Annotated in this window: 11 protein-coding genes; 7 read left to right on the forward strand and 4 right to left on the reverse strand. The window is 65.7% G+C overall.

Annotated elements, in window-relative coordinates:
• The first annotated feature begins 158 nt into the window (after nucleotides 1–158).
• Nucleotides 159–1,331 (forward strand): ABC transporter substrate-binding protein, encoded by a 1,173-nt coding sequence (locus tag ACQR1Y_RS05205; protein ID WP_434879777.1) that lies wholly within the window; start codon nucleotides 159–161, stop codon nucleotides 1,329–1,331.
• Nucleotides 1,332–1,351: 20 nt separating this feature from the next.
• Nucleotides 1,352–1,810, forward strand: a complete 459-nt coding sequence (locus ACQR1Y_RS05210; protein WP_006612947.1) for a cupin domain-containing protein — start codon at nucleotides 1,352–1,354, stop codon at nucleotides 1,808–1,810.
• Between the two features lie 117 nt (nucleotides 1,811–1,927).
• Here ACQR1Y_RS05210 and ACQR1Y_RS05215 read toward each other — a convergent pair whose 3' ends face one another.
• The 4 genes from ACQR1Y_RS05215 to ACQR1Y_RS05230 all read right to left on the reverse strand — a co-directional run bounded on the left by ACQR1Y_RS05215 (nucleotide 1,928) and on the right by ACQR1Y_RS05230 (nucleotide 7,305).
• On the reverse strand, nucleotides 1,928–3,175 hold the full coding sequence (locus ACQR1Y_RS05215; RefSeq protein ID WP_434879776.1) for a flavin-dependent oxidoreductase: 1,248 nt from the start codon (nucleotides 3,173–3,175) through the stop codon (nucleotides 1,928–1,930).
• Between the two features lie 53 nt (nucleotides 3,176–3,228).
• Entirely contained in the window at nucleotides 3,229–5,577 is a 2,349-nt protein-coding gene (locus tag ACQR1Y_RS05220) for a bifunctional salicylyl-CoA 5-hydroxylase/oxidoreductase (RefSeq protein ID WP_434879775.1), read from the reverse strand.
• 87 nt (nucleotides 5,578–5,664) lie between these two features.
• The gene (locus ACQR1Y_RS05225) at nucleotides 5,665–6,501 is read right to left on the reverse strand and encodes an enoyl-CoA hydratase family protein (RefSeq protein ID WP_434879774.1); all 837 of its coding nucleotides are present in this window, start codon (nucleotides 6,499–6,501) and stop codon (nucleotides 5,665–5,667) included.
• A gap of 42 nt (nucleotides 6,502–6,543) precedes the next feature.
• Complete coding sequence (locus tag ACQR1Y_RS05230) at nucleotides 6,544–7,305, reverse strand: SDR family NAD(P)-dependent oxidoreductase (RefSeq protein ID WP_434879773.1); 762 nt, start codon at nucleotides 7,303–7,305, stop codon at nucleotides 6,544–6,546.
• A gap of 170 nt (nucleotides 7,306–7,475) precedes the next feature.
• Between ACQR1Y_RS05230 and ACQR1Y_RS05235 the strand changes: the two genes are divergently transcribed.
• Genes ACQR1Y_RS05235 through ACQR1Y_RS05255 form a run of 5 tightly spaced genes read left to right on the forward strand, consistent with a single transcriptional unit; the run spans nucleotide 7,476 to nucleotide 13,194 of the window.
• On the forward strand, nucleotides 7,476–8,303 hold the full coding sequence (locus tag ACQR1Y_RS05235) for an alpha/beta fold hydrolase (protein ID WP_434879772.1): 828 nt from the start codon (nucleotides 7,476–7,478) through the stop codon (nucleotides 8,301–8,303).
• Entirely contained in the window at nucleotides 8,300–9,586 is a 1,287-nt protein-coding gene (locus ACQR1Y_RS05240; protein WP_434879771.1) for an acyl-CoA dehydrogenase family protein, read from the forward strand. The genes ACQR1Y_RS05235 and ACQR1Y_RS05240 overlap by 4 nt, the downstream gene beginning before the upstream one ends.
• Before the next feature lie 3 nt (nucleotides 9,587–9,589).
• Nucleotides 9,590–11,104: a class I adenylate-forming enzyme family protein gene (locus tag ACQR1Y_RS05245; RefSeq protein ID WP_434879770.1), complete on the forward strand. Its 1,515-nt coding sequence runs from the start codon at nucleotides 9,590–9,592 to the stop codon at nucleotides 11,102–11,104.
• A gap of 12 nt (nucleotides 11,105–11,116) precedes the next feature.
• The gene (locus tag ACQR1Y_RS05250) at nucleotides 11,117–12,211 is read left to right on the forward strand and encodes an NAD/NADP octopine/nopaline dehydrogenase family protein (protein ID WP_434856709.1); all 1,095 of its coding nucleotides are present in this window, start codon (nucleotides 11,117–11,119) and stop codon (nucleotides 12,209–12,211) included.
• On the forward strand, nucleotides 12,208–13,194 hold the full coding sequence (locus ACQR1Y_RS05255; RefSeq protein WP_434879769.1) for a 3-hydroxybutyryl-CoA dehydrogenase: 987 nt from the start codon (nucleotides 12,208–12,210) through the stop codon (nucleotides 13,192–13,194). The genes ACQR1Y_RS05250 and ACQR1Y_RS05255 overlap by 4 nt, the downstream gene beginning before the upstream one ends.
• Nucleotides 13,195–14,283: the final 1,089 nt, after the last annotated feature.

The following is a 14,283-nucleotide window of genomic DNA, read 5'->3' on the forward strand; positions in this document are numbered from 1 at the left end:
GGCGCTTGCATACGGCCGAAACTGCCCTTTCCGCAAGCAGCTCGCTTGCGGCTCGGGGCGTCATCAGACTAGGCTTGCGACCAAGCTGCGGTCTGACCCTTCATTTGGTCAGGTGCCAAAAACATAAACCTGAATTTCCGCATCCCGGGGGAGTTGTCATGAAAGTGAGTTCGAAGCTGGCCGGTCTCGGCGTCGTGGCGTGCATGCTGGCGCAGCCGGCGCTGGCCGCCGACAAGATCAAGATCGGCGTCATCGTCACCCTGTCCGGCCCCGCAGCCGCGCTCGGCGGGCAGGTCCGCGACGGCTTCAACCTCGCGATCAAGGATCTCGGCGGCAAGATGGGCGGCAAGGACGTCGAGGTCGTCGTCGCCGACGACGAGTTGAAGCCGGACGCCGCCATCACCAAGGTCAAGGGCCTGCTCGAGCGCGACAAGGTCGACTTCGTCGTCGGCCCGATCTTCTCCAACATGCTGCAGGCGATCCACCGCCCTGTCACCGAGAACAAGACCTTCCTGGTGAGCCCGAATGCCGGTCCGTCCAGCTATGCCGGCAAGGAGTGCAGCCCGTTCTTCTACGTGACCTCGTATCAGAACGACCAGGTGCACGCGATCCTCGGCAAGGTCGCGCAGGACCGCGGCTACAAGAAGATGTACCTACTGGTGCCGAACTATCAGGCCGGACGCGATTCCGTCGCCGGCTTCAAGCTCGACTACAAGGGCGAGATCGTCGAGGAATCCTACGTTCCGCTGAATACGCTCGACTTCCAGCCCGAGCTGTCGAAGATCTCCTCGCAGAAGCCGGACGCGGTGTTCACTTTCATGCCCGGCGGCATGGGCGTGAACCTGGTCAAGCAGTTCAAGCAGGCCGGCCTCGCCGACACGGTTCCTGTGCTCTCGGCCTTCACGGTCGACGAATCCACCCTCCCCGCACAGCAGGACGCGGCCGTCGGCATGTTCGGCGGCGCCAATTGGGCGCCGAACTTCGACAATGCTCAGAGCAAGAAGTTTGTCGCTGCCTATGAGGCCAGCTACAACATCGTGCCCGGCACCTATGCGATGCAGGCGTATGATGCCGCCCTGCTGATCGACAGCGCCGTGAAGGCGGTCAAGGGCGACCTCAGCAACAAGGACGCCGTCGCGGCCGCGCTGAAGAAGGCTGATTTCGCCTCGCTGCGCGGCAACTTCAAGTTCAACACTAACGGCTATCCGATCCAGGACTTCTATCTGACCAAAGTCGCCAAGCGCGCGGACGGCAAGTTCCAGACCGAGATCGTACAGAAGGTGTTCGAGAACTACGCCGACCGCTACGCCAAGGATTGCGTGGCCAAGTAACGACAGGGAGCGAAAACACCATGAGCCATCCGGAAATCGCCGGCATCACCCGGGCCAATGAGGGCATCCAGGGCATCTCCTGGAACATCCTCGGCCAAGTCTACGTGCCGAAGAGCCGCACCGAGCACAGCTTCTCCTGGCATGCGACGTTCCCGGTCGGCACCTTCGTGCCGCCGCACATCCATCCCGACCAGGACGAATATCTCTACATCCTCGAAGGCCGGCTCGACTTCTTCCTCGACGGCGCCGAGGAATACGCCACCGCCGGCGACACGGTGCGGCTGCCGATGGGCAAGCCGCACGGCATCTTCAACAAGTCGCAGCAGACGGCGAAGACCCTGTTCTGGGTGTCGCCGACACGGCGGCTCTACGAACTGTTCTGGGGGATCCACAACATGCGCGAACAGAACCCCGACGATGTCGTCAAGCTCGCCGCCGAGCACAACATCCACTTCTTGCCCCCACCTCCGGGGGCGTGAGGCGGCCGGCGCTTGAGTCACGAGCCGTCGCGCAGCAAACAGTGCGCCCCCTCTCCCCGTCCTTCACGGGGAGAGGGCTGGGGTGAGGGGCGGCCCCAGCAACGGTCTGAGCTACAACTACGACGCCTGCCGCGTCACCATCCGCGCGGCAAAGCCAGCCCGGCTCGCATAACCGCGCACGATGCCCTCGCGCGCCTCGTAGTTCAGGATGGTGTTGATGTCGGAAAACCCTTGCGGCGCGAGCTGCTCGACGGCATCGATCACGCCTTCCGGCCCGCCACGGCGGTTCGACGCCACGATCTCCGCGGTCATCGGCAGCCGCTTCTGCTCATAGGCCATCAGCGCCTGGCGCGGATGCTCCGAGCGGGCCAAGGCATCGGCGAGCGCACGGGCATCGAGAATCGCCTGCGACGCGCCGTTGGAGCCGACCGGATACATCGGATGCGCGGCATCGCCCAGCAACGTCACGCGACCGCTCGACCAGTACGGCAGCGGATCGCGGTCGCAGCAGGGATACTCCCAGAACTCCGGCGTCGCCCGCACCATCGCGGCGAAGTCGACCTGGGGAATGGAGAAGCCGTTGACATGCGGCATCAGTTCGTCGGCCTTGCCGAGCCGCGACCAGTCCTCGCGCCGCGGCGGCGCGGTGTTGGCGTCGCCGATGCGCACCAGCACCGCCCAGTTGGTGAGCCGTGTGGCAGCGCTCGAGCCCTCGGCGATCGGATAGATCACCGCCTTGGCGTTGAGACCGCCGGCGATGATCATCGACCGCCCGCTCAAAAACACCGGCCAGTCCGTGGCGCCGCGCCACAGCATCAGGCCGTTCCAGCACGGCGCGCCCTCGTTCGGGAACAGCGTCTGCCGGACCTTGGAATGGATACCGTCGGCGCCGATCAGGACATCGCCGCGGGCGGTGTGGACATGGGAGCCGGAGCGGTCGAAGAAATAGGCGGTGACGCCGCCCTCGTCCTGGGTGAAGCAGCCGAGCCGGCAGCCGGTGTGGACCTTCTCCGGCCCGAGCCGCTGCATCACGGCTTCATGGATCACGCTCTGCAGCCGGCCGCGGTGGATCGAGAATTGCGGCACGTCGTGACCCGCGTCGACGCCACGGGTCTCGTGCCAGACCTCCTGGCCGCGCCGGGTCAGATAGAACAGTTCGTAGGTGCGGATCGCGACTTCATCGAGCCGGTCGAGCAGCCCGAGTTGGGCAAGCTCGCGGATCGCGTGCGGCAGCGTGTTGATGCCGACGCCGAGTTCGCGGATCGACTCCGCCTGCTCGAACACCTCGCAATCGATGCCGCGCGCCCGCAGCATCAAAGCCGTGGTCAACCCGCCGATACCGCCGCCAACGATGATCGCCTTCATCGCCCCTACTCCACTGACATTCGTCGTACCGGGCGGCAGCGTCGCACAGCGGCTTACTCCGCCGCAAGCGGCTTCGCCGCCTCCGCCTTCAGCTCCGCCCGCGTTTTCGGTTTAGCCTTAATCTTCAGCTCCTCAAAGTCCTGCCGCTCCCGCACGCTATTGCGGAAGATCTGCTCCTTGCCCGGCAGATATTGCGGCGGACAGAACATGTCGGCGCCATACCAGGCCGCCGCCTTCATGGTGAAGGCGGGATCAACGAGATGCGGGCGGCCGAGCGCGACGAGATCGGCGCGGCCGGCAGCGAGAATGGTGTTGACCTGGTCGGCGCTGGTGATGTTGCCAACGCACATGGTCGCGACATGAGCCTCGTTGCGCACCTGGTCAGAGAACGGCGTCTGGAACATGCGGCCATAGATCGGCCGAGCCTCACGCACGGTCTGTCCCGTCGAGACGTCGACGAGATCGACGCCGGCCTCGCCGAACGCGCGGGCGATCAGCACCGCATCATCGCCGGTGATGCCGCCCTCGGCCCAATCTGTCGCGGAGATGCGCACCGACATCGGCTTGTGCGCCGGCCAGGCCGCGCGCATGGCCGCGAACACTTCAAGCGGGAAACGCAACCGGTTCTCGAGCGAGCCGCCGTACTCGTCCGTCCGCTTGTTGGTCAGCGGCGAGATGAAGCTCGCGAGAAGATAGCCGTGTGCACAGTGCAGCTCGAGCATGTCGAAGCCGCAAGCGTGGCCGCGCTCGGCCGCCGCAACGAAGTCGGCCTTGATCGCGTCCATCGCGGCACGGTCGAGTTCGCGCGGCACCTGGCTGTCGGGGAAATACGGCAGCGGCGACGCCGACACGATGTCCCAGGCGCCCTGCTCCAGCGGACGGTCCATGCCGTCCCACATCAGCTTGGACGCCCCCTTGCGGCCGGCATGACCGAGCTGCAGCGCGAACTTCGCCTGCGAGTTGGCGTGGACGAAATCGACGATGCGTTTCCAGGAGGCTTCCTGCGCATCGTTCCACAAACCGGCACAGCCGGGCGTGATACGCGCATCGCGGCTGACGCAGGTCATTTCGGTGAACAGCAGGCCCGCGCCGCCGATCGCCCGCGAGCCGTAGTGCACCAGATGGAAGTCGCCCGGGACGCCCTCCTCGGCGGAGTACATGCACATCGGCGACAGCACCGCACGATTGGCGAGCGTCATGTCCCGCAGCTTGAGCGGCTGGAACATCGGCGCCACCGGCTTATCGACATCGACCTCAAAGCCCTTGGCGCGCACCTGGCGTGCAAAAGCCTTGTCGACCTCGACCACGAAGTTCGGCGCGCGCAGCGTGAGATTGTCGTAGGTGATCGCCTTCGAGCGAGTCATCACGCCGAAGGCGAACTGCACGGGATCGAAGTCCCAGAAGCGGTCGACATGCTCGAACCAGACCAGCGAGACGTCAGCGGCGTGCTGGGTCTTCTCGACCTCCTCGCGGCGGCCGTGCTCATAGAAATCGAGCGCCGCCGGAATGGTCGGCGCGCGCTGCATGGCCTCGGCCAGCGCGATCGCATCCTCCATCGCGAGCTTGGTGCCCGAGCCGATCGAGAAATGCGCAGTCGACTTGGCGTCACCCAGCAGCACCATGTTGTCCTTGACCCAGCGCTTGTTGCGGATCATCGGGAAATTGCGCCACATCGAGCGGTTGATCAGCAGCGGATGATCGCCGAGGAACCAGCCGAAGATCTCCTTCATGCGGTCGGCGGATTGCCGCTCGTCGAGCCCGGTCAGGCCAGCCTTCTCGAACGTCTCCGGATCGGTCTCGAAGATCCAGGTCGAGTGCCCCGCCTCGTACTGATAGGCGTGCGCGATGAACGGACCCCACTCCGTCTCCTGGAAGATGAAGGTGAAAGCATCGAGCGGCTTGGTCGAGCCCATCCACGCGAACTTGTTGGCGCGCAGGTCGACCTCGGGCTGGAAATGATCGACGTATTTCTGGCGGAAGCGGCTGTTGATGCCGTCCGAAAGGATCATCAGGTCGGCATCTGCGAACTGCGAATCGTCCTCGAGATCGACCTCGAAATGCAGGGAAACGCCGAGCTCGCGGGCGCGCTCCTGCAGAATGCGCAGCAACGTCCGGCGCGAGCAGCCGCAGAAACCGTTGCCGCCGACGCGATGCACGGTGCCGCGGAAGTGGACCGCAATGTCGTCCCAGTAGGCGAACTCCTGGGTGATGCGCTGGTAGCTTGGAAGATCGTGCTTCTCGAAATTGTCGAGCGTGGCGTCGGAGAACACCACGCCGAAGCCGAACGTGTCGTCGGCGCGGTTGCGTTCGTAGACCGCGATGTCGGCCTTGGGCCGCTGCTTCTTGAGCAATATCGCCGCATAGAGACCGGCAGGTCCGCCGCCGATGATCGCGATCTTCATGAGCGCCTCCACTGGAGAGCCGAGCCAATGGAAATTATTTTAGACCTAAAATATTTCCTGGCAAGCCCCTTCGGTTCCTTCCATTCGTCAATTGCCTTGGAAGACCGGCTTCTGCTTGGCAGCAAAGGCTTCGAATGCGCGGTTGAAATCCTCCGTCGTCATGCACAAGGCCTGGGCAACTGCCTCCGCCTCGATCGCCTCCTCGACCGACATCGCCCATTCCATCGCCAGCATGCGTTTGGTCATCGTGTTGGCGAAGGTCGGACCATTCGCGATCTCCGTCGCCAGTGCCACGGCCTGGGCCAGCACATCCGTCGGCGTGACGATCCGGCTGAAGAAGCCCCAGCGTTCGCCCTCGTCCGCGCTCATGAAGCGGCCGGTGTAGAGCAGCTCGGAGGCACGCGACTGGCCGATGATGCGCGGCAGGATCGCGCAGGCGCCCATGTCGCAGCCGGCCAGACCGACCTTGTTGAACAGGAATGCGACCTTGGCGCCGGTCGCGGCGAGCCGGATGTCGGAGGCCATCGCGACGATCGCGCCGGCGCCGGCACAGATGCCCTCCACGGCCGCCACGACCGGCTGCGGACAGGCGCGCATCGCCTTGACGAGGTCGCCGGTCATCCGGGTGAAGGCGGTGAGACCCTTGGTGTCCATCTTCACCAGCGGGCCGATGATCTCGAATACGTCACCGCCGGAGGAGAAATTGCCGCCTGCGCCGGTCACGACAATGGTCTTGACGTCGTCGTCGAAGGCGCAGGCGCGGAAGAAGTCGGTCAGCTCCCGATAGCTCTCGAAGGTCAGCGGATTCTTGCGCTCTGGACGGTTGAGCGTCACGGTCGCGACCCGATCCTTGATCGTCAACAGGAAATGGCTCGGCTTGTAGTCGGCCAGCGGCACGGTGACGGAATTGGCGGGCTTCGACATGATGGCTCCCTTTGTACGATTGTTCTGGTTGGACGAGGCGGCTCAGACTTCGCCACCCGCCACTGCGATCGCCTGCCCCGTGATGGCGCCGGCGCCTGTCCCGCACAGCCACAACACGGTATCGGCGACCTCCTGCGGCCTGATCAGCCGTCCCTGCGGATTGTGTTTGGCAAGCTCGGCGATCGCCTGCTCGCGGCTGCGACCGGTCTTCTTCATGATGTTGTCGACGCTGTCGGCGACGAGATCGGTGTCCGTAAAGCCGGGACACACGGCATTCACCGTCACGCCGGTCGCAGCCAATTCCAGGGCCAGCGAACGCGTCAGGCCGACCACAGCGTGCTTTGCCGCTGTATAGGCACTGACATAAGGGTAACCCTTGAGGCCCGCGGTGGACGCCACCGCAACGATCCGGCCGTAAGGCTGCGCCCTCATCGCCGGCAACACGGCCTGCACGGCGTGTACGACGCCCATGAAGTTGATGTCCATCATGCGACGGAACAGCGCGGCGTCGGACTTCAGGAACGGCGCGGACTCCGCGCTTCCCGCGTTGGCAACCAGGATCGTGATCGGTTGCCGCTCGGCGGCAGCCGTCACGGCCGCCGTCAGCGCCGACTGATCGGCGACATCGGCGATGGCGGCGTGGTCGGCACAGCCGGACGCGATTGCTTCATCGAGCGTTGCGCGGCTGCGCCCGACGATCGTCACGGTTGCGCCGGCGGACTTCAAAGCGCGCGCGATTTCGCGTCCGATCCCGCGGCCGCCGCCCGTCACCATCGCATGCGCTGCTGCTGGCAGTCCGGACATGCGCGCGTCTCCTCATCTTTGCAATACGATCGTAGTTTCGAGATTATTTTAAACTTCAAATTTTTGCAACAACACGGCCGAAGCGGCTTGACACTCTTGTCGACGCGGCTAGCGTTCGAAGGCCTGGAGCACGCAGCGTTGCGGCTTCTGGTGCCATCTCGGAGGTCTGCGTGTCCGCGTCGCAAATCCTGACCACGAAGAACGGCCGCTTCGGCTACGAGGCAGCGGGATCGCCCGATCGGCAGACCCTGGTGTTCCTCCACGGCATCGGCGGCGCGGCGCGCGCCTGGCGCGGCCAGCTTGCCCATTTCGGCGAGCGCTTCCATGCAGTGGCCTGGGACATGCCGGGCTACGGGCAGTCCGCCAGACTCGATGCGGTCAGCATCGCCACTCTCGCGGCCGCGCTTCAGAGCTTCCTGAACCAGATCGATGCGCGGCGGCCAATCCTGGTCGGCCATTCCATCGGCGGCATGATCACCCAGGACTGGCTGATCACGCATCCGCACGCCGCGAGCGCTGTCGTGCTGGCACAGACCAGCCCCGCCTTCGGCAAGGCTGATGGCGACTGGCAGAAATCCTTCATCGAGGCGCGCCTCGGGCCACTCGATCGCGGCGCCACGATGGCGTCGCTGGCACCGGATCTCGTGAAAGAACTGGTCGGCGACGATGCCGACCCCGCCGGTCTCGACCTTGCGACATCCTGCATGGCCAGCGTTCCCGAGGCGAGCTACCGCGCCAGCATGCTGGCGCTGCTCGGCTTCGACCGGCGGCAGGCGCTCAAGGATATCAAGGTGCCGACGCTGGTGCTCTCGGGCTCCAGGGACCGCAATGCACCGGCGCCGATGATGGAGAAGATGGCGAGCTTCATTCCTGGCGCTCACTATGTCGAGCTGCAAGGTGCCGGTCATCTCGTCAATCTCGAACGTCCCGGCGAATTCAACGCCGCGCTCGACTCCTTTCTGAATGCACACGCGATCACGACTGCGGAGGCACGATGACCATCCAGGTGCAGAAGACGGCGACGGCCTCCGGCGAGGCGCTTGACGCGCCGATGTTCGATCCGGCCGCCTACCGGCTCACCGCCGAGCAGGCCGACATCATCACCCGCGCGCGGCAGCTCGGGCAGAGTGTGCTGGCCGGCCGCGCTGCCACATGGGATCGCGAGGCAACGTTCCCGACCGAGAACTACAAGGACCTGCATCGCGCCGGCCTGCTCGGCATCTCCGTGCCCAAGGCGCTCGGCGGTCTCGGCGCCGGCTACCAGACCTACGCCCTCACCGCCGCCGAGATCGGACGCTACTGCGGCGCGACCGCGCTGACCTGGAACATGCATGTCTGCTCGACGCTGTGGTCGGGACCGCTCGCCGACGATCTCGACATGGAGGACGACGTCCGCGCCGAGCACCAGCGGCGGCGTGCGATCCACTATAAGCGCATCGTCGAGGACGGAGCCATCTACTCGCAGCCGTTCTCCGAGGGCGGCGCGGCGGCTGCGGGCGGCGTGGCGTTCGGCACCGAGGCGAAGCCGGTGAAGGGCGGCTGGCTGGTCAGCGGCAAGAAGATTTTTGCCTCGCTGTCCGGGCACGCTGATTACTACGGCGTGCTGTGCACCGAGATCAGCGAGGGTGAGAAGGCGTCGCGGCGGAATACGCTCTATCTCGCGATCCCCGCGAAGAGCGAGGGCGTCTCGGTCGTCGGCGATTGGGACCCGCTCGGCATGCGCGGCACGGTCTCGCGGACCCTGATCTTCAAGGATGTGTTCGTCGACGAGGATGCGGCGTTGATGCCGCGCGGCGTCTACTTCCAGGCGGCGATGCGCTGGCCGCACATGTTCATGACGCTCTCGCCGACCTATATGGGCCTCGCGCAGGCCGCCTACGACTTCACCGTCAAATATCTGCGCGGCGAGGTGCCGGGCATGCCGCCGGTCAAGCGGCGGATGTATCCCACCAAACAGATCGCCGTGGCGCAGATGCAGATCAAGCTGGAGCAGATCAAGGGCATCTGGTTCCAGGCGGTCACCGAGGCGCGCGCCAATCCGACCAAGGAGCAGGTGCTGCGCGCCTATGCCGCGCAGTATTCGGTCATGGAAGGCGCCAATGAGCTCGCGGCGCTTGCGATCCGCACCTGCGGCGGGCAGTCGATGCTGAAGACGCTGCCGCTCGAGCGCATCTATCGCGACAGCCGCTGCGGCTCGCTGATGCTGCCGTGGACCGCCGAGCTGTGCCTCGATCGCATCGGCCGCGAGGCGCTGTACGAGCCCGGCGAGACGGACGAGTAGAGCGTGGACCTCTGCAGCCTGATCGAGCGCAACGCCGCGTTCACGCCGGACAAGCCGGCGATCCATTTCGAAGGCGCGACGCTGACCTATGCCGAGTTCAGCGCGCGTATCGCCGCGATGGCGCGGGCGCTGAAATCCGAGTACGGCGTCGGGCGCGGCGACCGCGTCGCCATTCTCAGCCTGAATCGGCCGGACTATCTGGTCCTCCTCTATGCCTGCGCCCGGCTCGGCGCGATCCTGGTGCCGCTGAACTGGCGGCTCGCGGTGGCCGAGCAGGTCTTCATCCTGTCGGATGCCGCCGCCAAGGTGCTGGTGCTGGAGCAGGCGTTTGCGCCGGTGCTGCCCGCGCTTGCGGAGCAGCATCCCGAGACCATGCCGGTCGGCGTCGATTTCACGCCGGCGAACGGTCTGATGATCGACGAGCTGCTCGCCCGCGGTCACGGCGACGATCGCAATCCGCACATCGATCTCTCCTGCCCGCTGCTGATCGTCTACACCTCTGGCACGACGGGCCGGCCCAAGGGCGCCGTGCTGCGCCAGGAGGCGCTGCTGTGGAATGGGGTGATGAGCCAGCACATGCATGGACTCACCTCCGACGATCACGTGCTGACCGTGCTGCCGCTGTTCCACGTCGGCGGCCTCAACATCCAGACCACGCCGGCGCTGCATCACGGCGCCGCCGTCACCTTGCATGCCCGCTTCGCGCCGGACACGACGCTCGCGGCCATCGTCCACGAGCGGCCGACATTGACGGTGCTGGTGCCGGCAACCATCCAGGCCGTCACCGAGCATCCCGGCTGGGCGGCTGCGAACCTTTCTTCGCTCAAGGCCGTCTCCACCGGCTCCAGCATCGTGCCGCCGGCGCTGATCGATCGCATCACCGCGCGCGGCGTGCCGGTGCTGCAGGTCTATGGCTCGACCGAGACCTGCCCGATCGCGGTCTATACGCGGCTCGGCGGCGACCTCTCGCGCGCGGGCTCGACCGGCCTTCCGGGCCTGTGCTGCGAGGCCAAGATCATCGATCGCGATGGCGATGAGCTGCCGGCTGGAAAGGCCGGCGAGATCGCGGTGCGCGGGCCGAACGTGTTCTTCGAATATTGGGGCAACGCCAAAGCCACGCAGCAGGCGATCCACGACGGCTGGTACCGCACCGGCGACATCGCACAGCGCGATGCTGACGGCTACTTCTTCGTACTCGAACGGAAAAACAACATGATCATCTCGGGCGGCGAGAACGTCTACCCGGCCGAGATCGAGCGCGTGCTCGGCGAGCATCCCGACGTGGTCGACTGCGGCGTCATTGGCCGGCCCGATCCGCGCTGGGACGAGGTGCCGGTGGCCTTCGTCGTCAAGCGCAAGGACTGCGCGCTCGATGCCGAGACGTTGCGCGCGCATCTGCAATCGCAGCTCGCGCGCTACAAGGTGCCGCGCGACATCGTCTTCGTCGACGATCTGCCGCGCACCGCGCTCGGCAAGGTGCAGCACCATCTGCTGCGCCAGAGGCCCGATGACCATTAAGGAGATGCGCTTGTGAAGATAGCAGTGCTGGGCGGCGGCAACGGCTCGTTCGCGGCTGCCGGTGATTTCGCCCTTGCAGGCCACGAGGTCCAGTTCTGGCGCCGTGATGCGGATGCCGTGGCGCAGCACAGAGCGGCAGGCTCGATCATCACCGTCAAGGACGTCAGCGGCCGGCACGAGGCGAAGCTCGCGCTGGTCACGACCGATATCGGCGAGGCCGTCCGGGGCGCCGAGCTGATTCTCTGCCCCGCGCCGGCCTTTGCGCAAGCAGACATCGCGAAACAGCTCGCGCCGCATCTCGCCGACGGCCAGGTCGTGTTCCTGCCACCGGCGACGTTCGGCACGATGATCTTTGCGGCGGCCGCGCGTGACGCCGGCAACAAGGCGGAGGTCAGCTACGCGGAGACCGGCACCCTGCCCTGGCTGACGCGCAAGCACGGGCCGTTCGAGGTGGCGATCACCATTCGCGCCAAGCGGCTGCCGGTCGGCGTCTTCCCGCAGAAGACAGCCGAGCACGCGCTTGCCGTCATCGGACGCGCCTTCCCCGACGTAATCGAGCCGTGCGGCGATGCGCTGTCGGGCGCGCTCATGAATGCCGGCTGCATCATTCATCCGCCGCTGATCGTGATGAATGCCGGTCCGATCGAGCATTTCGAGCGCTGGGACATTCACAAGGAAGGCACGCAAGCTGCGATCCGCCGCGTCACCGACGCGCTCGACGCGGAGCGGATCGCCGTGCGCGAGGCGCTCGGCTATGGCGCGCCGCATTTCCCGCTGGCGCATCACTACGCCAAGGAGGGCGAGGTCTGGATGTATGGCCGCGGCTCGCATGACCGGCTCACCGACTCCGGGGACTGGCGCGAGCAGCTGGTGCTGACGCAGCATCGCTACATGCGTGAGGATCTTCGGCTCGGACTGTCATTCCTGATCTCGGCTGCGGAGCTGACCGGAACGCCCACGCCACTTGCTCGCGCGTTCCTCGCCATTGGCGGGGCGATCTGCGGCGAGGATTTCATGGCGACGGGACGCACGCTGAGCAGCCTGGGCTTTGGTGGACTCGATCGATCCGCCCTGCAGGCGCTGCTGCGCGACGGGTTCGCGGCATGAGCGCGCGCGGTCACATCGCCTGTCTCGGCGCCGGCCGCATGGGCCGCGGCATCGCGGTCGCGTTCGCCTATGCCGGTCATCCAGTGACAATGATCGACATCAAGCCGCGCACGGCGGAGGAATTCGCCAAACTGGAGCGCGAGGCGCTCGGCGAGATCAGCGCGACGTTCGCGACCTTGGCGCGGCTCGGGATGCTGCAGGCCGCCGATGCCGACAGGCTGATGGCCAAGATCACCGTCGCGCCGGCGGCGGCGAGCAACGACGTGCTGGCGCAGACCACGCTGGTGTTCGAGGGCGTGCCGGAGATCGTCGATCTCAAGCGCGAGGTGCTCGGCGCGGCTTCGCGCGCCGTGGCGCCGGATGTCATCATCGCCTCGACGACGTCGACGATCCTGGTCGATGATCTCGCCAGTGCGATCGACAAGCCCGAGCGCTTCCTCAATGCGCATTGGCTCAATCCGGCCTATCTGATCCCGCTGGTCGAGATCTCGCCGGGCCAGGCGACCGATCCCGACGTGACGGCGCGGCTGAAGGCGCTGCTCGAAGAGATCGGCAAGGTGCCGGTGGTGTGCGCGGCGACGCCGGGCTTCATCGTGCCGCGCATCCAGGCGCTCGCCATGAACGAGGCCGCGCGCATGGTCGGCGAAGGTGTCGCCAGTGCCGAGGAGATCGACAAGGCGATCCGCTACGGTTTTGGCTTCCGCTACGCGGTGCTCGGCCTGTTGGAGTTCATCGACTGGGGCGGCGGCGACATCCTCTACTACGCCAGCCGCTATCTCGAAGGCGCGCTGGGCAGCGACCGCTATCGCGCGCCCGAGGTGATCGAGCGCAACATGGCCGAGGGCCGGATCGGCCTGCGCACCGGGGCGGGGTTCCTCGATTATTCGGGGATGGATGTCGCCGCCTATCGCGAGCAGCGGCTTGGGGCATTGGTCGACATGCTCAGGCATTTCAAGCTGGCGCGGCCGCCGGTGGTGGATTGAGGATGACGTTGTAGGGGGAGCAAAGGCGCGGCACGCCATCGCCGTTGCGCGACGATGTCGCTCGCGCCGTGCCCACCATCTCGCTCAGCATCCGCGAATGCATGGTGGGCACGGCGCCATCATCAGCTGCGATCTGAGACGCAGCACGGCCCACCCTACGGAAGCGGGGCTCTGGCCTCTCGCTGATGTCAACTGCGACTGCATCAACAAACTCCACCGTCGTCCCGGCGAAAGCAGGGACCCACACCCCCAGCGAGCGGTTTGAGGCAGGCTGGCCATCGGCATTTTGCCCATCACCTCTGCTGCGGAGTATGGGTCCCGGATCGGCGCCATACCGCGCTCGCGCGCGTCATGGCTGGTCCGGGACGACAATTGTGGTTGGTCGGATACACGGGTCAAACAGCGATCGAGATGAGTACGTACGATGTGAAGACGTGCGGCATGAGGACGTATTCTCGCGGCGCATTGCGCCCGAGGTGTGCGATCAGTTCGTCCCTCTTCAAATGCAGAGGGCGCAGGGAAGGCCAGGCGTCGGCTGACGCCTGCGGCCCGCCTGCTAACAAGAATGCAGGCGGCAGGTACCACAGGTGCAGCCGGACAACGCCCGGCCTTCCCTGCGCGATGGGTTTACGGCTGCTTCGCGATCTCCCCGGTGCGCCGGGCTTGTTGGCCACCGTCGTCCACGTGATGCGTCAGCATCAGCGCGAACTTGACCTCAGCATCGGGAGGCCAGGACCACGCGACTTGACCGTCCGCAAGACATCGTTCGTCCGCGCCCTCGTGAGAAGACGCTGCGATCTCTCGCGGCCAACGCTCCCCGCCTCGCGTGTCGTGACGATCGCGCGCTACGCCCCTCTGCTTGAGGCGGGATGGGGAGAGAGAACCATATATTCCGAAAAATGGCAAGTGGTTTATATTTTTCGGAATACATACGATCACACGTGACATGCGTCCGCCTCGTCGTTTGAGGCAACCTGCCGCCGCGATCGCGGTGCCCTCCCCTCCCCCTTGCGGGCAGGGCTATCGCACGTGACTGAGGAGTTCGAAAAAGAAGTCATCGCTCCAACCGGCGCGCTTGAGCTTGAGACG

Source organism: Bradyrhizobium sp. HKCCYLRH3099 (assembly GCF_051167855.1).
GTDB lineage: Bacteria > Pseudomonadota > Alphaproteobacteria > Rhizobiales > Xanthobacteraceae > Bradyrhizobium.